This is a genomic window from Salegentibacter maritimus, from assembly GCF_016236975.1.
Lineage (GTDB): Bacteria > Bacteroidota > Bacteroidia > Flavobacteriales > Flavobacteriaceae > Salegentibacter > Salegentibacter maritimus.
Genome location: NZ_JAEHNY010000002.1, coordinates 21748 through 41041 on the forward strand (window position 1 = coordinate 21748; position 19294 = coordinate 41041).

Here is a 19294-nt window from a genome sequence, read left to right on the forward strand (position 1 = left end):
TTTAGTTTGAACCAAACACCTATTTATCAATCCAGATTTGAAGCTTTAAATTGCTGTATTCTAATTCCTACCTACAATAACGAGAAAACTCTAGGTGGTGTTCTACAGGATTTACTTCTATATACCGCCAATATTTTGGTGGTTAATGATGGTTCTACAGATGCTACGAGGGATATTCTTAAAGATTTTCAGGAAATTAATGTCCATCACTTTCAAGAAAATAAAGGAAAGGGCGAGGCTTTAAAACACGGATTCAAAGTAGCTGAAGATCTAGGTTATAAATATGCCATCACCATAGATTCTGATGGACAGCATTATCCAGATGATTTGGACATTTTTCTTACCCAATTAGAAGAAAAAAAAGAAGGTACAGAGATTTTACTGGTGGGTGATCGTAATATGGGGCAGGATGGAATTCCCGGAAAAAGTACTACCGGCAATAAATTTTCTAATTTTTGGTTTTTGGTGGTCACCGGTACCCAACTTACCGATACGCAAAGTGGCTACAGGCTTTATCCGTTAAAGGTGGTAAATAATATAAAGCTTTATACCAATAAATTTGAATTGGAAATAGAGATTATTGTAAAGGCTGCCTGGAGAAAAGTAAAAGTAAGAAATGTGCCCATAAAAGTTTTCTATGAAGAAAACCGGGTTACACACTTTAGGCCGTTTTGGGACATTACCAGGATAACGATATTGTACATTTGGTTTGTGTTGGTGAGTTTTTTTTATATACATCCGCGTGATACTTACCAGGATTTTAGAAAGAAAGGCTATAAACGTTTTTGGAAAGAAAACATTATTAAAAGTCAGGAGCCGGCCCATAAAAAGGCGGCAGCCATTGCACTTGGTGTTTTTGTAGGAATCTTACCGTTTTGGGGGCTACATACGCTTTTGGTATTTAGTTTAGCCGCTATGTTTAAATTGAATAAAGTAGTTGCTTTTCTTTTTAGCAATATTAGTATTCCGCCGCTTATTCCTTTTATAATTTATGCAAGTTATCAGTCAGGTTCTTTGCTTACAGGACGTGGTTTTGCCTGGCAATTAAAACCTGAAGATTTTGATTCTACATCCGATATATTCTTTGGCCTTTGGCAATATATAATAGGAAGCTTCGCCCTTGCGGGAATTGCAGCTTTACTACTGTGGATTGTGTTTTATTTCTTATTTTCGGTAACGAACCAAAAACAGGTTATAAAACCTTAAATGCACACTTTCTTTCTTAAACTTTATTATTTTTTTCGAAGGCAAAAAGCAGTTGGTTTTTGCCTTTTGGCACTATTTATAGGTGTAAATGGCTATTTTGCCAGTAAAATTACATTAGAAGAAGATGTTACTAAATTAATTCCCACCGGCGAAAAGCAGGATGTTCTTAGGGAAGTATTAGAGCATACCGATTTTTCAGATAAACTAATTATTGCTGTTTCTTCAGAAGAAAAAGATCCGGAGGAACTTACCCGGTATGCAAATCAATTAACCGATTCCCTGCATAGCCAAATACCGGGATATTTCACCAAAATTCAGGGAAAAGTACCGGAAGCAGGGGTTTTGGAGGTCTACGATTTTGTATACCAAAACCTACCTTTGTTTTTAAATGAAAAAAATTATGCTGAAATAGAAAATAGGCTGGAGGTAGATAGTATTAAGAACCGACTGGAAAAATCCTATAAAAATCTTATTTCCCCAACCGGCTTTGTTACCAAGAATTTTATCTTTAAGGATCCACTTTCCATAACCAATTTGGGGCTGGAAAAGCTTAGAGAACTACAGGTAGATACCAATTTTAAGATCTATAATAATTATTTGATTACTAAAAATGAACAACATTTATTGTTGTTTATTACTCCCAAATATCCCTCCTCCGAAACTAAAAATAACCAGATTTTTATCCAGGAACTCGATAAAATAATTTCCAACTTAAATAAAAATCCAAAAGTAAATGCGCAATATTTTGGTGGGGTTTTATACGCTATTGCTAATGCAAATCAAATTAAAAAGGATATTCAAATAACATTAAGTATTGCTTTTAGTATCCTTTTTTTATTACTAATTGTGTTTTACAGAAAGTTTTATGTACCGTTACTTCTCTTTATTCCAAGCGTTTTAGGAGCTTTATTGGCTATAGGTGTTTTATACTTAACAAAGTCTTCGGTTTCAGCTATTTCTTTAGGAATTGGTGCCATTCTTTTAGGAATAAGCCTGGATTATGCGCTTCATATTCTTACGCATTTTAGGAATAATGCCAATGTGAAAGTACTTTATAAAGAGGTAGCAAAGCCTATCTTAATGAGTAGTTTTACCACGGCAATTGCTTTTTTATGTCTCCTTTTTCTTAAGAGTGAAGCTTTAAACGATCTGGGTATTTTTGCCGCTGTAAGTGTTGTAACGGCTTCGGTTTTTGCACTTCTGTTAATTCCACATTTTTACCGGGCACCTAAAAATCCTAAGAAAATAAGATCTAATTGGTTAGATAAAATTGCTTCATATAGATTTTATGAACGAAAATTTTTTGTGGCCGGGGTAGTGCTTTTATTTATAGGCGGACTTTTCTTTTTTAATTCTGTTAGGTTTAATGAAGATCTTTCTCAGCTTAATTATGAGCCGAAAAACATTAAAGAAGTCGAAGAGAATATTAAAAATATCTCTAAAAAAGCAGCCAATACTACCTATTTGGTTTCTTATGGAAAGGATATTGAAGAGGCCCTGGAACAAAATAACGAGCTCTACAGGGAGCTACAATTATTAAAAAATACAAATAAGATAGAAAACTTCAGTAGTATTGGTGGGGTAGTGCTTTCTACCCAATCCCAAAACGAAAAAATTGAAACCTGGCGGGATTTTTGGACCAAAACTAAAAAGGAAAAGTTAAAAGAAAACCTACTAAAAGAATCGGCTAAACTTGGTTTTAAGCAAGAAAGTTTTAATAGGTTTTACGAGCAACTGGATAAAGATTTTAGCGGAATTTTTCTCGATGATTACCGCAATGTAGAAACACTTTATTTAGACGATTTTATAAATAGAAGTCCCGGATTTTCTACCGTAACCAGTACGCTTAGTTTTAATGAAATGCAGCCCGGGGTATTGGAACAATTAGAAAAAAAGGGCAATGTAATAGCAATAGACCGAAAACAAATGAACCAGGATTTTTTGGGGAATTTGAAAAATGAATTTAACCGACTGATCTTATTCTCGGTAATTGCGGTTTTTATTGTTTTATTGTTCTTTTATCGTAGCCTGTTGCTTAGCTTGCTAACACTTTTGCCCATTGCCGTTACCTGGGTAATTGCTTTGGGACTTATGGCGATTTTCGAAATTCAGTTTAATGTTCTCAACATTATAATTTCCACCTTTATTTTTGGTCTGGGCTTAGATTATAGCATTTTTATAACCAATGCCTGCCTTAAAGAATACGAAACCGGGAAAAAGGCATTAGCAACCTATCAGGCATCCATTCTACTATCGGTTTTAACCACCTTGTTGGGAATAGGCGCATTGATATTTGCCAAGCATCCTGCGCTACAGTCGGTTTCTATAGTTTCAGTAATTGGCGTTATAACCGCTATGATTGTAGCTTTTGTATTCCAAACAAAATTATTTCAAATCCTTCTCTTTAAAAGAAGGGAAAATGGCCATGCGGCTTTTGGTTTTCGCGCCTTTTTTAAAAGAAATACCTCTAAAGAAAGGCTATATTTTACACAAAAAGTATTGGCAAACTATCGTTATAAATCGGTGTATAAAAATGCAAAAAATGAATTTTCAAAGCAAAGGGAACGCTTTTTAATAACTTCAGAATTTATAGAACCCGGTGAACATGTATTTTTACAGAACACCTATTTAGGCTTGTTACCTCTGTTTCTATTTCTAAAAAACCAACATGCTTCTTTTCAGGTTTTTGATTCAGATAAAGAAAACTTAAGGATTTCAAAAAATAGCTTTAGCGCAAGCAATGAAAATTTAAAGTTTCAGAAAAATATTCCTTTACAATTTACTGGTATTTCAGTATTTATAATTACCAAAAATCCGGAAGCAATTATTGCTGAAACCTTAAGGGAGGCTATTAAAAAAAATGCTGAAAAAGTAATTATTTTAACTCCCGATTATAACAGCAGATGGCTAATAGACCATAATTTTGAAATTATTTACCGACAAAATAATATCCTCGTTTTAAAAAGAATGTCTTAAGTGAATTTATTTTTTAGTAAAATATCGGTTTTAATTGCAGTTTTATTGCTTTTTAATTCCTGCGGAATAAAACCCTCTATGGAGCATAGACCCGATATTTTGGGAATTGAAACCATAGATACTACGCGAACAAAGCTCAGTGAAACTCATTATAAAATTGGGAAAAATTCACTGTACAGAAATAAACATGGTATTTGGGAATTATACATTGAAGGCGATGCCCTGGAACGTGGTGTGATTGGTGGAAGTTTAACGAGGGAATTAATGCATAAACAGGAAACGGCTTTTATGGAAAAGATCTATGAGCTGGTTCCCAATACAGGGTATCGAAATTTTCTTAAAAAAACCGTGGCCTGGTTTAATCGTAAATTGTATTTGCACGTACCGGAAGAATACAAACAGGAAATATACGGGACCTCGTTATTTGGTCTGGAAAAATATGATGATTTTGCGCCGGCTTATATTAGAATGCTTTATTTTCACGGTGCCCACGATATTGGCCATGCCTTGCAGGATTTAATGTTGGTTGGTTGTACCTCGTTTGCCGCCTGGGATAATAAAACCGAAGATGGCCAATTGCTCTTAGGTAGGAACTTCGATTTTTATGCGGGAGATGAGTTTGCAGAAGAAAAAATTGCAGCCTTTGTAAACCCCGATAATGGACATAGGTTTATGATGTACACCTGGGCCGGGATGATTGGTTCGGTAAGTGGTTTAAATGAAAAAGGAATAAGTGTTACACTTAACGCTGGAAAAAGTAAAATTCCTTTACAGGCTAAAACGCCAATTAGCCTGGTTGCCCGTGAAATTTTGCAATATGCCTCTTCTACTGAAGAAGCCATTGCAATTGCCAAAAAACGAGAGGTATTCGTATCTGAATCTATTATGGTGGGAAGTGCCAAAGAACAGAAGGCAATTCTAATTGAAGTAGCCCCGGGAAAATTAGGTGTTTATGAAGTTGAAAACTCAAACAAGTTAATTTGTAGTAATCATTTTCAAAGTGAAGCCTACGCTGAAGATAGCCGAAATTTAAAAGCCAAAACCGAAAGTCATTCGCAATACCGGTTTGATAAAATGCAGGAACTGCTTGCAGAAAACAACAAATTAAACCCGCAAAAAGCCGCCGATATATTACGAAACAAAGAGGGGTTGGATGGAGTTAGCTTAGGTTTTGGCAACGAAAAAGCTATCAATCAATTATTAGCGCATCACGGAATTATTTTTAAGCCTGAAGAAAAAAAGGTCTGGGTATCGGCAAACCCTTATCAGTTGGGTACTTTTGTGGCATACGATCTTGATAGTGCCTTTAAAAAGTTTGAAGAAGGAAATGTTTCAAAAAGCGTTATGCTCACTGAACAAAACATTGGCTCAGACCCATTTTTAAATTCAGAAGCTTATAGAGACTATGAAAAATATCGAAAATTAAGTCATGAATTAACGCATACGATCTCTAAGGGAAAAGAGATTTCAGAAGCAAAAATCAAAACCCTAAAATCTTTAAATCCTCATTTTTGGGAGGTCTATAAAATTGCCGGAGATTATTATTTTCAGCAACAAGACTATAAAAAAGCAGTGATAAATTTCAAGCAGGCGAAAAGGAGGGAAGTAACTACTTTACCAGATGAAGAATATCTGGATAAAATGATTAAAAAATCTTATCGAAAAATCTAAATGACCAATTTTTACGATATAAATAAAAATAAGGAGTTGCTAGTACAGCAGTTAGAATACACTGCTAAAAATTCTCCTTTTTATAAAGCGCAATTTAAGAAAAACAATATAGATATAGGTCAGGTTAATTCTTATCGGGAATTCAGAAAAATACCAATTACTACCAAAGAGGATTTACAGAATTATAACGAAGAATTTATTGCGGTTAAAAAAGATGAAATTATAGATTATGTAACTACTTCGGGTACCCTGGGGAATCCGGTTAGTTTTGCTTTAAACGACGCCGACTTAGAGCGGCTGGCCGAAAACGAACGCCTGTCTTTTGAAATGGTAGGAGTCACGAAATCTAGCGTCATGCAACTTACTACTACTCTGGACCGCAGGTTTATGGCCGGGATGGCTTACTTTCTGGGTTTACGAAAACTGGGCGCCGGGATTGTAAGAACCGGCAGTGGTCTGCCGGGTTTGCAATGGGAATCTATAGAAAGGTTTAAACCTGATTTTCTTATTGCAGTTCCTTCATTTCTGCTGAAAATGATCGATTTTGCTATTGAAAACGGAATTGATTATAGAAACTCCTCAATTAAAGCTGCTGTATGTATTGGCGAACCTTTACGAAATCCAGATTTTAGTCTAAATTCTTTAGGTCGAAAAATAAAAGATTTATGGGATATAGAATTATTTTCTACCTATGCCAGCACTGAAATGGCAACTGCATTTACCGAGTGTAACCAACATAAGGCTAATCATAGTTTATCAAGTTTAATTTTTACTGAAGTTTTAGATGAAAATCAAAATCCGGTAAAACCCGGTGAAATTGGAGAATTAGTGGTAACGCCTTTGCAAACCCAAACAATGCCTTTAGTGAGATTTGCAACAGGAGATATGGTAAAATTTTATGGGGGAAATTGTGATTGTGGGAGAAAGTCAATGAGAATTAGCACTCCTGTTGGGCGTAAAAAGCAAATGATAAAACTTAAAGGAACTACACTTTATCCACAGCAAATTATCAATTTACTTACGGCTTTTGAAACACTAAAAATTTTTGTTATCGTAGCGAGTTTAAATGAAAATCAAACTGATGAACTCCTGATAAGAATTCCGAATGACTTTGTAGAGATTGACAGGCTTCAGGAGCATTTACAGTCGGGCTTGAAAATAAAAATACCTTTAGAAAGAACTTCCGTAGAAAAACTTGAAAAGCTAAAGTTTCCAAAAGAAAGCAGAAAGCCAAAAATTTTCCATGACTATCGTTAAGTTTTAAATAATCTTTTTGATAACGCGAAGTTGGTGGGTATGTCTTTTTAAATCGGCATTAAAAATCCCGGAATGATCAATTCGGTCAATTCTTACTTTTCCGTCTACGTGAATAATATAATTATCGTTCATCATAATTCCCACGTGGTCTATTACTCCATCTTTATCATCAAAAAAAGCAAGGTCCCCGGCTTCACTTTCTTCAATAAAACTAAGCGGTTCGCCTTGTTTAGCCTGATCGGCCGAATTTCTATTTAATCGGTAGCCGTTTAACTTGTAAACCATTTGCGTAAGTCCGCTGCAGTCAATTCCTAAAGGGGATTTCCCGCCCCAGGCATAGGGGCTGTTTAAATACAAAAGGGCTGTTTTTACAATCTCACTTTTAGGCTTTTTACAGCTAATAAAATTTCCTTCAAAATCATGACTTAATAAGCCTGTAGCATTAAGTGATGCTCCCAGTGGAATTGTGATAAGATGTCCATTTTGATCGGTTAAAAAATCAAACAAATCAGAGGAATATTTGGGCGTAGACTGTTGTAATTGCAGGTAAATTTCTTCAGGAATTTTAAGCAATTGACTATTGGAGATCCAGGCCTCAAAATTATCGAATGCAACACGAATCCTGCTCCATTGAGCACGTTCTTCAAGTATTTTAAAATGTTCTCCATAAAGAACCTGAGAGACCATTTCGCTCTGATTGGATGTGGTTTCGCGAAGTGGTACAATGCTTAAGGGGCTAATTCCGTATTGCATTCAATAAAAAATATATAATTATGAGTTTCGCTCTATTACCATTGCAGATGCACCGCCACCGCCATTACAAATTGCGGCTGCACCTAATTTTGCATCATTATCCTGCAATACATTTAATAAGGTAATAAGAATTCTTACTCCGCTGCAACCCAATGGATGACCTAAAGATACGGCACCACCATGTACATTGGTGATCTCGTCATTAATGCCTAAAATCTTCATATTGGCAAGGCCAACCACAGAGAAAGCTTCATTAAACTCAAAGAAATCTATGTCGTTTTGAGTGACCCCGGCATTTTTAAGCGCTAGAGGCAAAGCCTTGGCAGGTGCGGTAGTGAACCATTTTGGTTCCTGGGCTGCATCGGCAAAACCTTTGATGCTAGCCAGAATTTCAACACCTAACTCTTCTGCTTTTGCACGGCTCATTAAAACCACAGCACCCGCACCATCATTAATGGTAGAAGCATTTGCGGCAGTTACCGTACCATCTTTACTAAACGCAGGTCGAAGTGAACTTATTTTGTCCATTCTCACATTTTTGAACTCTTCATCTTCTTTTATCACTAAAGGATCTCCTTTTCGCTGCGGAACTTCAACCGGTACCACTTCGTTGTCGAATTTCCCATCGGCCCAGGCTTTAGCAGAACGCTCGTAAGATTTAATAGCGAAAGCATCCTGATCTTCTCTGGAAAACTCGTGTTCGGTAGCACAAAGATCGGCACAAACTCCCATAGCATTATGGTCGTAAGCATCTACCAAGCCATCTTTTTGCATCCCATCTTCCATTTTTGCCGGACCAAATTTTTGTCCTTTTCTATGGTATAAATAATGCGGAATTAAACTCATATTTTCCATACCGCCGGCAACCACTATAGAAGTTTGTCCCAGCATAATAGATTGTGCTCCCTGCATAACGGCTTTCATTCCGCTGGCACATACCTTATTTACAGTTGTACAGGGAACAGAATCTGGAATTCCGGCTTTTAAAGCTGCCTGTCTTGCAGGTGCCTGGCCAACACCGGCCTGCACCACATTTCCCATTAAAACTTCCTGTACAAGTTCTGGTTTTAAATCAATTTTATTTAGAGCTCCTTTGATGGCAACAGCCCCCAAATCGGTAGCTTCTACGGTAGATAAGCTACCCAAAAAACTCCCTATGGGAGTCCTTGCGGCGCTTACAATTACTACTTCGTTATTCATCATTTATGTTTTAGTTATTTCTTCTTTTGCGAATTTAGTGATTTTATAAGGAACTTAACAAGAGTGCTTCTTTGGCCGCTATTTTTTAGTACATTTGAGCAGTAGCACGATTTATATGAAGAAATTCGTAAATAACCTGTATAAGAACCAGGCACTATTTTACAAGGTATTTTTATTTGCGCTTACTGCAGTGCTCATTGTTTACCTGCTTCCAAAAGGAGGAAATTTTAAATATGAAATCCCTAAAGGGAAGCCATGGCAGTATGAAAATCTTTACGCGCCTTTCGATTTTGCCATTTTAAAGTCTGAAGAAGAGATTAAGCAGGAAAGACAACAAATAAGAAATAACCACACACCATATTTTCAATTTAACCAGGAAATTCCAAAAGAAGCTACGGCAAAAACACCTGAAGTAGTCTATGAGGTGTTCTCTGATAGTTTGCTAAATAACAAGGAAATACAAGTTGTAGATTTTGTTAGAACTACACTTGAAGAAGTGTATGAATACGGTTTGTTGCAAACTAATAACCGGGTAGAAGATAACCAGTTGGTATATTTAAGAAAAGGGAATGAGGCATTTGAAATTCCCTATAAAAATATCCTTAAACAAGATCAGGTTCGCAGTTTTTTAAACACCAAAATAAATGACTCCAACCTTTTAAATTTTGAGAACGAATTACTGGAGGTGTTTTTTAGTTTAATAGAGCCTAACGTAAGTTTTGATAGTGAATTTACTCAAAAAGAATTACAAAGTAAACTAGATAATATTTCTTATACCCGTGGTAATATCGAGCAGGGCAGCAGGGTAATAGCAAGGGGAGAAGTGGTAGAAGGCAATAAATATAATATTCTAAGATCGCTTAAAAATGAATATGAATCGCAGGTTTGGAGTGAAAGTAATTACAAATGGATTCTAGTTGGCTATAGTGTTTTAGTGGCCCTGGCGCTCTTAATGTTATTATTATTCATTAGAAAATACCGGCAGGATATTTTTGAGAATAATGTGAAGGTTACATTTATCTTTTTCAATATTCTCTTTATGGTATTGCTTACCACAATAGTGGTGAATTTTAATATAGATTATGTTTATGTAGTGCCATTATGTATTTTACCGCTTACTCTAAAAGCTTTTTTTGACGCCCGTTTAGGAATGTTTACTCATGTGATTACGGTGTTATTACTTGGTTTTATAGTTCCTAATAGTTACGAATATATGTTTTTGCAAATTATTGCGGGAATTGTAACTATTCTCACTGTTTCTGAACTATACAAAAGGGCAAATCTTTTTATATCGGTTGGGCAAATTACCCTGGTTTATATTATTTCATATTTTGCTTTTACGGTTATACAGGAAGGAAATATTGCCGATGTAGAGGCAGAAGTTTTACTAACTTTTTTACTTGGAGGTCTTGCCACGCTATTTGTACAGCCGCTAATTTATATCTATGAAAAAATATTTGGAATGGTCTCAGATATGTCTTTATTAGAACTTTCAGATACCAATTCAAAATTATTAAAAGAGCTTTCAGAAAAAGCGCCCGGAACTTTTCATCACTCTTTGAATGTGGCCAACCTGGCTGAAGCCGCCGCCAATGAGATTAACGCCAATGCTATGTTAGTAAGGGTAGGTGCGCTTTATCATGATATTGGCAAAATGAAAAACCCCACTTATTTTTCTGAGAACCAAACTTCGGCAGTAAATTCGCATGACGAATTGGCGCCTAAAGAGAGTGCCCAAATTATTACAGACCACGTAATTAATGGTATTGAGATAGCTAAAAAACATAATCTTCCAGATCGGGTAATAGATTTTATAAGAACCCACCACGGTACTACTACTGTTTACTTCTTTTATATGAAAGAGAAAGAACAAAATGAAAATGCGGTGGCAGAAGATTTTAGGTATCCCGGGCCAATTCCTTTTAGTAAGGAAACCGCGATATTAATGATGTGTGATAGTGTAGAGGCCGCCAGTAAAAGTTTAAAGGAACCAACTGCCGGAGTAATAGATAATTTTGTGGAAAAGATTATCAGTAAACAAATGAAAGAAGAACAATTCTTAAATGCCAATATAACTTTTAAGGAAATACAAGTGGTGAAAAAAATCCTTAAACGTAAGCTTAAGAATATTTTTCACCTTAGGGTAGAATATCCGGAATAGGCAATTAGCCTACCGCGGTAATTTTTACTTCATTACCGTTAAACTTAAAAGTGTCGCCTTGTTTTTTACCTTCCATTTCCTGGTAGATTGGAGCTTCTGTAGATATTGCATATACACTACTCCCATCTTCCATAGAAATTTCACCAATAGGAACCGAAATAAAATAATAGTTCCCGCTAGTTTCAATAACACTACCAAAACTAATTTTCTCGCTGTAAAGCTCGGGGTCTATACGGCTTAAACTTTCTTTCATTTCCCTGGCATTACTTAAACGCCTGGCATTTTTTTCGAAGTCGCTAAGTAATTCCCCTTTATTATCTTCATCATAATCTGTTTTAACATCATTGGCTTCCATAGATTCTTTAATAAGATCCATTTCCTTTTGATATCTTTCTATTTGCTTATTTACAATATCCAAACAGTTAAAATAGAGTTCTTTTTTATTACTTACCATATCTTTTTTTTTGTTGATTTATTTTAAAATTAAATAACCTAAAAAGGCTAAAAGAACATTTAGCAAAAGTTTAATATCCAACCAAAATTAATTTATAAGTATTTAGACTTATAATCATGTATTATAAGTTTTAAGGCTTATATTAAGTTATTATAAGTTTGTAGGCTAATATTTTTTATTATATTTGAAATATGGTAGCCGTAATTACAGCCGATTTAGTAGATTCTTCCAGTTATTCAGATTCTTTTTTAGATGAAGTCTTAAAAAGTCTAAAGTCAGAATTTGAAAACCTACAGCTGGAATATGGCCAAAATGAAATTGATTTTGAAATATATCGGGGTGATAGCTTTCAGGGTGTGGTTTTAAGGTACGAAGACTCATTAAGGATAGCTTTAAGAATAAAAAGCCTTATAAATAAAGTAAAGTTTAAAAATCAAAATTCTACAAATATTTTGGCCGATGTAAAAATAGCCATTGGTATTGGCAATTTTGAGTACAAAGGTGATTCTATAGCAGCTTCTAATGGGCAGGCTTTTCAGCTATCGGGAAGAACCTTAGATGCCATGAAAAACGATTCCAGGAGAATTAGATTAAAAACACCTCTTGAAAACTTAAATGCCGAGTTTGAAGCAAGTTTGTTCTTGTTGGATATGATAATGGAAAAATGGAGCCAGGCTTCGGCTGAAGTGGTTTATTTTCTTTTAAAAGGACTAAAAGAAACAGAGATAGCTACTGTGCTTAAGATTAGCCAGCCGGCCGTAAACCAGCGTAAAAAGGCTTGTGGTTGGGAAGCAATTTCGGCCTTATTAAAACGTTTTGAGACTGTAACCGCACATAGTTTTTAATTATGGAAGAAACTACATTAATCTTACTGCAATTGCTTTTGGCGCATATTTTAACCGATTTTGTTTTGCAGCCCACTAGCCTCGTAAAGCAAAAGCGAGATAAAAAAGCAAGTTCCTGGTTTTTATATTTTCATTCGTTTTTAGCCGGTTTCCTAACCTATGTATTGCTTCAAAAATGGGAGTTATGGTATATACCTATTGTAATTAGCTTCACTCATTTCTTTATCGACTTGTGGAAACTTCAACACAAAAAAGATACATTAAAACTGTTTCTTTTAGATCAATTATGGCATATTTTAATCATAATATTAGTTTGGCTCTACCTTGTTGGAGGTTATTCAGAATTAATTCCTTTTATCGCGAAGCTATTTTCTTCACAACAGTTTTTAGTGATTATTATCTCATATTTACTGGTTGTATTTCCTACAGGTTTTTTAATAGGCAAAGCTACCCGCCGCTGGCATATTGAACTTGAACCTAATAGCAAAAATCATAGTCTGGAGGCTGCAGGAAGGTACATAGGTATTTTTGAAAGGATATTAGTGCTTACCTTTATTTTAACTCAAAATTTTTCAGCGATAGGTTTTCTTATTGCAGCAAAATCTATCTTACGCTTTAGCGATAAAACAGATGCAAGCGCGAGAAAACAAACCGAATATGTGCTTATAGGTACCTTAATGAGTTTTGCAATTACCATAATTATAGGACTGCTAGTACGCTACTTCTTCTTCTAAAAGCTGAATGTTGCTTTGTATGCGCTCTTTTACAATATTCATCATTCGTTTGTTTAAGGCAGAAGAGTTTTTTATATAAGTAGCATACTCCTCTAAAGTAAATTGCCCAATAATAATACCTTTCAAACTATTCCTAAATTTTATATCCTTTTGTATGGCGTTTTCAATATAAATAAAACGTTGCTCCAGTTTTAGTTCATAAAATTTATTCTTATGCTTTTTTATATAATTTCTAAAAACTTCCAATAACAAGTCATTTTGAAGTTTAATAACAGGTCGTAAAGTTTTATTCTGAAATTGCTCGTCTAGACTCATGTTTTCTGAAACTCTGGCCGAAGGAATTTCTGGCCTAAGTGCTACTAATTGAAGGTCACGTGGTATCATAAGAACTAAGTTTTCTTAAATTTAATAAACTTTAAACCTCAAAAGTCAGGCCCCTTTATTTACTTGTAAACTACTTATAAACATTGTACACGTTAAAATCGTCTTAATCGGCCTGTCTAAGCCTATTCTTATTTTTATATTTAAAAGAAAGCCTTAATCAACCAAGTTTTAAAAATCTTTAATTATAAAATGATAATTTCAAGAAACCCCTACACAGGTGAAGAAATTTCGAAACATCAAGAATTAAGTGATACCGAAATTGAAAATTGTATACAAAACGCACATACCAGATTTCATCTCTGGAAACAGACTTCTTTTGCAGAGCGCAGTAATTTAATGATGAAAGCAGCAAAAGAACTTAAGGACAATTCCCAGGAATATGCCGAAGCCATTACAAAAGAAATGGGGAAACCTATTACCCAGTCTATTGCCGAAATAGAGAAGTGCGCATGGGTTTGTGAATATTATGCCGAAAATGCGGCCACACAATTAAAAGACGAAACAATAAAAACCGATGCTAAAAAATCATATGTTTCTCACGAACCATTAGGTGTTGTCCTGGCAGTGATGCCCTGGAATTATCCATTTTGGCAGGTATTTAGATTTGCGGCACCGGCGCTAATGGCCGGAAATGTGGCCATTTTAAAACATGCCAGTAATGTAATGATCTCTGCTGGAAATATTCAAAAAGTATTTGAAAAAGCAGGTTTTCCGAAAGATTGCTTTCAAAATCTTATAGTGGGCAGTAAAAAAGTTGAAAATATAATTCGTAATAAAAGAGTAAAGGCTGTAACCTTAACCGGAAGTGGTCCTGCCGGAAGTAGTGTAGCATCTATTGCCGGAGAAGAAATCAAAAAATCGGTTTTGGAACTCGGGGGTAGTAATGCGCTGGTGATATTTAAAGATGCCAATATAGCTAAAAGTGTTAAAACCTGTGTACAAGCTCGTTTTCAAAATACAGGTCAGAGTTGTATTGCCGGAAAACGTTTATTGTTGCATAAAGATATCGCCGAAGAATTTCTTGATGAATTTACCAAACAGGTGCGCGAGTTGAAAAGTGGCGATCCGATGGATAAAGAAACTTTTATAGGGGTAATGGCTAAAGAAACCCTGGCAGAAGACCTGGAAGACCAGGTAAAAGATTCTGTAAAAAAGGGGGCAAAAATCATTTTAGGAGGAAAACGCGATGGAGCTTATTTCGAACCTACTATTTTAACCGAAGTAAAGAAAGGTATGCCGGTTTTTGATGAAGAAACCTTTGGCCCGGTAATTTCGGTAACCGAATTTAAGAATGATGAGGAAGCAATAGAGCTTGTTAATTCTTCGAATTTTGGATTGGGAGTTTCAATTTTTACTGAAGATGAAAACTTTGCCATTAAAATGGTCCCCAAATTTGAAGATGGGGCCGTTTTCGTGAACGAGTTGGTTAAAAGTGATCCCAGACTTCCCTTTGGAGGTACTAAAATTTCCGGCTATGGAAGGGAGTTATCGCATCACGGAATCAAAGAATTTATCAATAGAAAAACCGTTTATTTTAATAAATATTAGTGTTAGCATGAAATTTGGAAAAGTAGAAAACCCCGAGGATATAGACTTTAATTTACCCGAAACCCATGTAGATACCATTAAAACATTAAACAAAGAAGGAGACAAAGCAGGTTTTAAAGATGTAAGAATTGGTTGTGCTAAATGGAATAGAAAAGATCTCAAAAATTTCTATCCCAGGGGTACCAAAGATGAGTTAAGGTATTACTCTTCCCAGTTTAATAGTATAGAATTCAATGGTTCTTTTTATAGAATGTACCCGGAGGAGCAATTTAAAAAATGGTATGAAAAGGCTGAAGATGATTTTAAATTCTTTCCAAAAGTACCCAGGCTTATTAGTCATTTAAAGCGATTAAATGAAACCAGGGAACTAACAGACGATTTTATAAAAAACCTACTTCAGTTGAAGGAGAAATTAGGAATGGTTTTCTTGCAAATGCCAGAAAATTTTTCACCAAAGTTTATAGAAAGACTGGATAGTTTTTTCGCTTATTGGCCAAAAGAAATTCCTCTTTCCGCTGAAGTTAGACACGAAAATTGGTATGCAGATGAGACAGTAGCTAACGAATTTTATGATGTGCTAAAATCACGGGATATAGCACATATTATTACAGATACCGCGGGAAGGCGGGATCTTATTCACATGCGATTAAGCAATACTACAGCCTTTATTAGATACAACGGAGCTAATCATGGCTCAGATTATACCAGATTAGACGATTGGGTGGATAAGTTAGAAGAGTGGCAAAAAGAGGGCTTGCAAAATGTTTACTTTTTTGTGCATCAAAATGTAGAAGAAGCTTCCCCATTACTGTCAGCATATTTTATAGAGAAATTCAATAAAAGATTTAAAACAGATATACAAATACCTAAAACTTTAAAATAAAATGAAACAGCAAGAAGTAGCAGTAACCGTAGATAGCGTAGTTTTTTGTAACGCCAATAATAAGTTTAAGGTTTTACTCATAAAAAGAAGAAACGATCCTTTTGAGGGCCGGTGGGCATTACCTGGAGGATTTATTGATGAAAATGAAGATTTAATTACCGCAGCAAAACGAGAACTGGAGGAAGAAACAGGAGTGATTGTGAACACTATGGAGCAGGTGAGAGCTTTTGGAAAGCCGGGCCGCGACCCCAGGGGTAGAACTATTTCTATAGCTTTTGTAAGCAGGATTTTTGAGGAAGCGAGCCTTAAGGCCGGTGATGATGCTGCAGAAGCCTCCTGGGTAAATATAGATCATTTACCTCAGCTTGCATTTGATCACGCTGAAATTATTGAAGCCGCCAAAAACTACTTATAGTTTTTTAAATTTTATAGCCTTATTTTTTGTAAAAACAATAAAATACAAGGTACATATTAGGAAGCCGGTAAAACTTTAAAAAGCTTTTACCGGCTCATTTTTAATAGCTATTTTTAAAAGAAAAAAATGAGATTTCATACTAGAAAATGGATTAAACCAGAAGATTTAAACCCAAACGGTACTTTGTTTGGAGGTAAACTATTAGCATGGATAGATGAAGAATGCGCTCTATATAGTATTATTCAATTAGAAAACTCTAAATGTGTTACCAAGTATATGAGTGAAATTAATTTTCAGAATTCAGCTAGACAGGGCGACATTGTAGAAATAGGAATAGAAGTACTAAAATTTGGAACTTCTTCTTTAACATTAAAATGTGAGGTTAGAAACAAAATGACCCGTTCTACAATAATTACTATAGACAAGGTAATTATGGTTACTTTAGATGAAGACGGTAAACCAACACCTCATGGCAAAACTAAGGTAGAATTCGTGAAAGACAGGCTTCAGGATAGAGCTTAAATCTTCTCACAAAACAGTACGATTTTGTCGTTATTTATGTTGGTGGTGAAAAATACATAATTTTTACCGCCATCTTTTATTTTAAATTTTTTTCTAAGTAAAGCCACGCTTTCTGGGAAATTTCTAAGACTAATATTGGCTTGATAATCCTTAAATTTTTTCTTTAAAGAAGAGGGTGTATATCTTTGTAAATCAATTATTTTAAACTTTCTTCCAGGGAAATTAATTTGCCTATCTGAAGTATATAAATGTGAATTGGGATGAAGTTTTGAAATATGGGTTTTTACAGCAAGCTCTTCAAATAAACCGCTTTTCATAATTGCCGCATTAGGTTCATAGAGAAAGCTTTGTGGTTGTGAGTAACTAATTCCAATTTTAGTACTATTAAAAGTTCCGGTAAATTCTTCTGTTTTGTTTTTTGTGAAATTCAATGTTTTTATTTTTGGCGAAGAAATTGTCTCTTTCGTTAAAAGCCATAATAATTCTTTCACTTCATTATCTACGGCTATAATATGAATTTCTTTTACAAATTTTAATTCTGAAATACCTGCTTGTAAATCGAGTAGTGGGGAGGTTTTAATAAGAATTACGTCTGATTTACTAAAGAGTAGATTGAGGTTCTCGGGAATGTTGGGCAAACAATCTGCCAGTTTAAACACCTTGCCGCCATAATTGTCCCGTCTTGACGGGTCTGCATAGATTGCATCGAATTTCAGGTTGCTTTCCTGAAGAAAATCAATGCTGTTTTGGTTTTTAAAGTGGATGTTTTTACAGCCCAATTGTTTCAGGTTGTGTACGGCTATTTTTGATAATTGTAGGTTTATTTCACAATGAAATACTTCTTTAAAGTTTTGGGCAAAATAAAAATCGTCTATTCCCAGTCCGCCGGTTAAATCTATTAAACACTCACCATTTAAAAGCGAAGCTTTATAGTTTGCAGTTATTTCAGAAGAAGTTTGCTCTATATTTACCTTTGGAGGATAAAATATATTGGTTTCCTTAAACCAGTTGGGCAATTTTTTCTTTGCTTTTTGTAATCCTGTTAGTTGTTGCGCCAATTCCGAAGAAGAAATTTGTGGAAAAGGGCTTTTACGTAGCGCTAATTCCGCTGGTGTTTTTTTTAGGTTTTCCCTTAAAAACTTCTGTACTTCGGGATCTAGTAAAGCTCTATTCAAAAGAAAAGGTTTAAAGGTCGCGAGTAAGTCGTTTTACGATCTTGTACTCACTTAAAGATTCTTTAGCAATTACTTTTAAAGCTGTATAAAAAGGAACGGCCACTACCATTCCGGCAATTCCAAATATAATTCCGGCTATTAAAATAATAAGAAAAATTTCTAATGGATGCGATTTTACGCTGGCACCAAAAATCATTGGCTGTGAGATCATATTATCTATAAGCTGGCAAATAGCATAGCCTAACATAATATACCCCAATTTTGGTAAAATAATTAATTGAAAATCTGCGCCCAGGTTACTTGAAATTACAAAAAGAGCCATTAAAATCCCGGCAAACAGCGGCCCTAAATAGGGAACCAGGTTTAGAAAGGCACAAATAAAAGCGATCGCTATGGGGTTGTTGATTTCAAAAACACTAAGCAGAATAGCGTAGAGTACGAATAAAACCGTAATCTGCAATGTTAGCCCTACAAAATATCTGGATAATAGGATTTTAATTTTATTGAAGACACGCTGAAATTTTTGCTCATCTCCGCGGTTAGCAAAAACCAGTATACTATTTAGCATTAACTTACTGTCTTTAAGCAGAAAGAAGGAGATAAAAAGTATAGAGAACAACGCGATTAAAGTAGCCCCCAAAATGCTAAAAACATTGTTTAAAAGCCGTGGAACGGCACTAATATCAAAGTTCCTAATAAATTCACTTTGTTTAAGGCCTTCCACTAAGTTAATTTCTTCTACGCCCAAATAATTGTTTACCTGGTTGTTAAGCTCGTTAAGGTCGCTTCTAAAAGCTTCCATGTCTATACGACTTAAATACTGACTTTGCTCAATAACAATGGGTACAAAAACGAGTATGATACCGGCAAAAATAGCGAGTACTAGAATAAGCACCAGAACCACTGAAAGTCGGTTTGGAATTTTTAGGCGCTGTTTTAAAAAAATAACCACCGGGCGACCTACCAGCGAAATTACCGCTGCGATGGCAATGTACACCAGCACCGATTGGATTTCATATAAAAAATAGAGTAAAAGAATAATGCCAACCATTATTCCCGCAGCCCTTAAAATTCCTAATGTAATTGATTTTGAATTCACGTGGTAAATAT

17 protein-coding genes are annotated in these 19294 nt (G+C 35.1%); 11 read left to right on the top strand and 6 right to left on the bottom strand.

Annotation, left to right across the window (positions count from 1 at the left end):
* Nucleotides 1–6: 6 nt before the first annotated feature.
* The 4 genes from I6U50_RS02110 to I6U50_RS02125 are packed head-to-tail and all read left to right on the top strand — an operon-like array spanning nt 7 to nt 7110.
* On the top strand, nt 7–1206 hold the full coding sequence (locus tag I6U50_RS02110; protein WP_198637681.1) for a DUF2062 domain-containing protein: 1200 nt from the start codon (nt 7–9) through the stop codon (nt 1204–1206).
* Entirely contained in the window at nt 1207–4182 is a 2976-nt protein-coding gene (locus I6U50_RS02115) for an MMPL family transporter (RefSeq protein ID WP_198637682.1), read from the top strand.
* Nucleotides 4183–5853 carry a C45 family peptidase gene (locus I6U50_RS02120; protein ID WP_317192010.1) on the top strand — a complete coding sequence of 557 codons (1671 nt, stop codon included), beginning with the start codon at nt 4183–4185 and terminating at the stop codon, nt 5851–5853.
* Entirely contained in the window at nt 5854–7110 is a 1257-nt protein-coding gene (locus tag I6U50_RS02125) for a phenylacetate--CoA ligase family protein (RefSeq protein ID WP_198637683.1), read from the top strand. It begins immediately after the preceding gene.
* A gap of 3 nt (nt 7111–7113) precedes the next feature.
* Here the strand turns inward: I6U50_RS02125 and I6U50_RS02130 are convergent, their stop codons facing one another.
* Both I6U50_RS02130 and I6U50_RS02135 read right to left on the bottom strand, forming a co-directional pair.
* On the bottom strand, nt 7114–7863 hold the full coding sequence (locus tag I6U50_RS02130; protein ID WP_198637684.1) for a C40 family peptidase: 750 nt from the start codon (nt 7861–7863) through the stop codon (nt 7114–7116).
* Nucleotides 7864–7881: 18 nt separating this feature from the next.
* Nucleotides 7882–9063 carry an acetyl-CoA C-acyltransferase gene (locus I6U50_RS02135; protein WP_198637877.1) on the bottom strand — a complete coding sequence of 394 codons (1182 nt, stop codon included), beginning with the start codon at nt 9061–9063 and terminating at the stop codon, nt 7882–7884.
* A gap of 115 nt (nt 9064–9178) precedes the next feature.
* Here I6U50_RS02135 and I6U50_RS02140 point away from each other — a divergent pair, with 115 nt between their 5' ends.
* The gene (locus tag I6U50_RS02140; protein WP_198637685.1) at nt 9179–11224 is read left to right on the top strand and encodes an HD family phosphohydrolase; all 2046 of its coding nucleotides are present in this window, start codon (nt 9179–9181) and stop codon (nt 11222–11224) included.
* A gap of 4 nt (nt 11225–11228) precedes the next feature.
* On the opposite strand, the gene I6U50_RS02145 is transcribed toward I6U50_RS02140, so the two are convergent.
* A complete protein-coding gene (locus I6U50_RS02145; protein ID WP_193709488.1) occupies nt 11229–11678 on the bottom strand; it encodes a transcription elongation factor in 450 nt (149 codons plus the stop codon).
* A gap of 191 nt (nt 11679–11869) precedes the next feature.
* Between I6U50_RS02145 and I6U50_RS02150 the strand changes: the two genes are divergently transcribed.
* Nucleotides 11870–12523, top strand: a complete 654-nt coding sequence (locus I6U50_RS02150; protein ID WP_193709489.1) for a hypothetical protein — start codon at nt 11870–11872, stop codon at nt 12521–12523.
* Nucleotides 12524–12525: 2 nt separating this feature from the next.
* Nucleotides 12526–13257 carry a DUF3307 domain-containing protein gene (locus I6U50_RS02155; protein WP_198637686.1) on the top strand — a complete coding sequence of 244 codons (732 nt, stop codon included), beginning with the start codon at nt 12526–12528 and terminating at the stop codon, nt 13255–13257.
* Here the strand turns inward: I6U50_RS02155 and I6U50_RS02160 are convergent.
* A complete protein-coding gene (locus I6U50_RS02160; protein WP_198627124.1) occupies nt 13234–13641 on the bottom strand; it encodes a glyoxalase in 408 nt (135 codons plus the stop codon). The two genes, I6U50_RS02155 and I6U50_RS02160, sit on opposite strands and share 24 nt — an antisense overlap.
* A gap of 189 nt (nt 13642–13830) precedes the next feature.
* On the opposite strand from I6U50_RS02160, the gene I6U50_RS02165 reads away from it, so the two are divergent.
* From I6U50_RS02165 to I6U50_RS02180, 4 genes are all read left to right on the top strand, one after another.
* Nucleotides 13831–15189, top strand: a complete 1359-nt coding sequence (locus tag I6U50_RS02165) for an NAD-dependent succinate-semialdehyde dehydrogenase (protein ID WP_198637687.1) — start codon at nt 13831–13833, stop codon at nt 15187–15189.
* A 7-nt stretch (nt 15190–15196) separates the two neighbouring features.
* On the top strand, nt 15197–16072 hold the full coding sequence (locus tag I6U50_RS02170) for a DUF72 domain-containing protein (protein ID WP_198637688.1): 876 nt from the start codon (nt 15197–15199) through the stop codon (nt 16070–16072).
* A gap of 1 nt (nt 16073) precedes the next feature.
* Complete coding sequence (locus I6U50_RS02175) at nt 16074–16487, top strand: NUDIX domain-containing protein (RefSeq protein ID WP_198637689.1); 414 nt, start codon at nt 16074–16076, stop codon at nt 16485–16487.
* Between the two features lie 126 nt (nt 16488–16613).
* Nucleotides 16614–17009 (top strand): acyl-CoA thioesterase, encoded by a 396-nt coding sequence (locus tag I6U50_RS02180; RefSeq protein ID WP_193709495.1) that lies wholly within the window; start codon nt 16614–16616, stop codon nt 17007–17009.
* Here I6U50_RS02180 and I6U50_RS02185 read toward each other — a convergent pair.
* Nucleotides 17006–18184 carry a class I SAM-dependent methyltransferase gene (locus tag I6U50_RS02185; protein ID WP_198637690.1) on the bottom strand — a complete coding sequence of 393 codons (1179 nt, stop codon included), beginning with the start codon at nt 18182–18184 and terminating at the stop codon, nt 17006–17008. The genes I6U50_RS02180 and I6U50_RS02185 overlap by 4 nt on opposite strands.
* 10 nt (nt 18185–18194) lie before the next feature.
* Nucleotides 18195–19283 (bottom strand): AI-2E family transporter, encoded by a 1089-nt coding sequence (locus I6U50_RS02190; RefSeq protein ID WP_193709497.1) that lies wholly within the window; start codon nt 19281–19283, stop codon nt 18195–18197.
* Nucleotides 19284–19294: the final 11 nt, after the last annotated feature.

What these genes read in the sequence shown, in the direction of transcription:
- I6U50_RS02145 (WP_193709488.1), bottom strand. Translation starts at nt 11,678, where the DNA reads ATGGTAAGTAATAAAAAAGAACTCTATTTTAACTGTTTGGATATTGTA.
- I6U50_RS02170 (WP_198637688.1), top strand. Translation starts at nt 15,197, where the DNA reads ATGAAATTTGGAAAAGTAGAAAACCCCGAGGATATAGACTTTAATTTA.
- I6U50_RS02125 (WP_198637683.1), top strand. Translation starts at nt 5,854, where the DNA reads ATGACCAATTTTTACGATATAAATAAAAATAAGGAGTTGCTAGTACAG.
- I6U50_RS02175 (WP_198637689.1), top strand. Translation starts at nt 16,074, where the DNA reads ATGAAACAGCAAGAAGTAGCAGTAACCGTAGATAGCGTAGTTTTTTGT.
- I6U50_RS02180 (WP_193709495.1), top strand. Translation starts at nt 16,614, where the DNA reads ATGAGATTTCATACTAGAAAATGGATTAAACCAGAAGATTTAAACCCA.
- I6U50_RS02165 (WP_198637687.1), top strand. Translation starts at nt 13,831, where the DNA reads ATGATAATTTCAAGAAACCCCTACACAGGTGAAGAAATTTCGAAACAT.
- I6U50_RS02160 (WP_198627124.1), bottom strand. Translation starts at nt 13,641, where the DNA reads ATGATACCACGTGACCTTCAATTAGTAGCACTTAGGCCAGAAATTCCT.
- I6U50_RS02140 (WP_198637685.1), top strand. Translation starts at nt 9,179, where the DNA reads ATGAAGAAATTCGTAAATAACCTGTATAAGAACCAGGCACTATTTTAC.
- I6U50_RS02155 (WP_198637686.1), top strand. Translation starts at nt 12,526, where the DNA reads ATGGAAGAAACTACATTAATCTTACTGCAATTGCTTTTGGCGCATATT.
- I6U50_RS02130 (WP_198637684.1), bottom strand. Translation starts at nt 7,863, where the DNA reads ATGCAATACGGAATTAGCCCCTTAAGCATTGTACCACTTCGCGAAACC.
- I6U50_RS02150 (WP_193709489.1), top strand. Translation starts at nt 11,870, where the DNA reads ATGGTAGCCGTAATTACAGCCGATTTAGTAGATTCTTCCAGTTATTCA.
- I6U50_RS02115 (WP_198637682.1), top strand. Translation starts at nt 1,207, where the DNA reads ATGCACACTTTCTTTCTTAAACTTTATTATTTTTTTCGAAGGCAAAAA.
- I6U50_RS02135 (WP_198637877.1), bottom strand. Translation starts at nt 9,063, where the DNA reads ATGAATAACGAAGTAGTAATTGTAAGCGCCGCAAGGACTCCCATAGGG.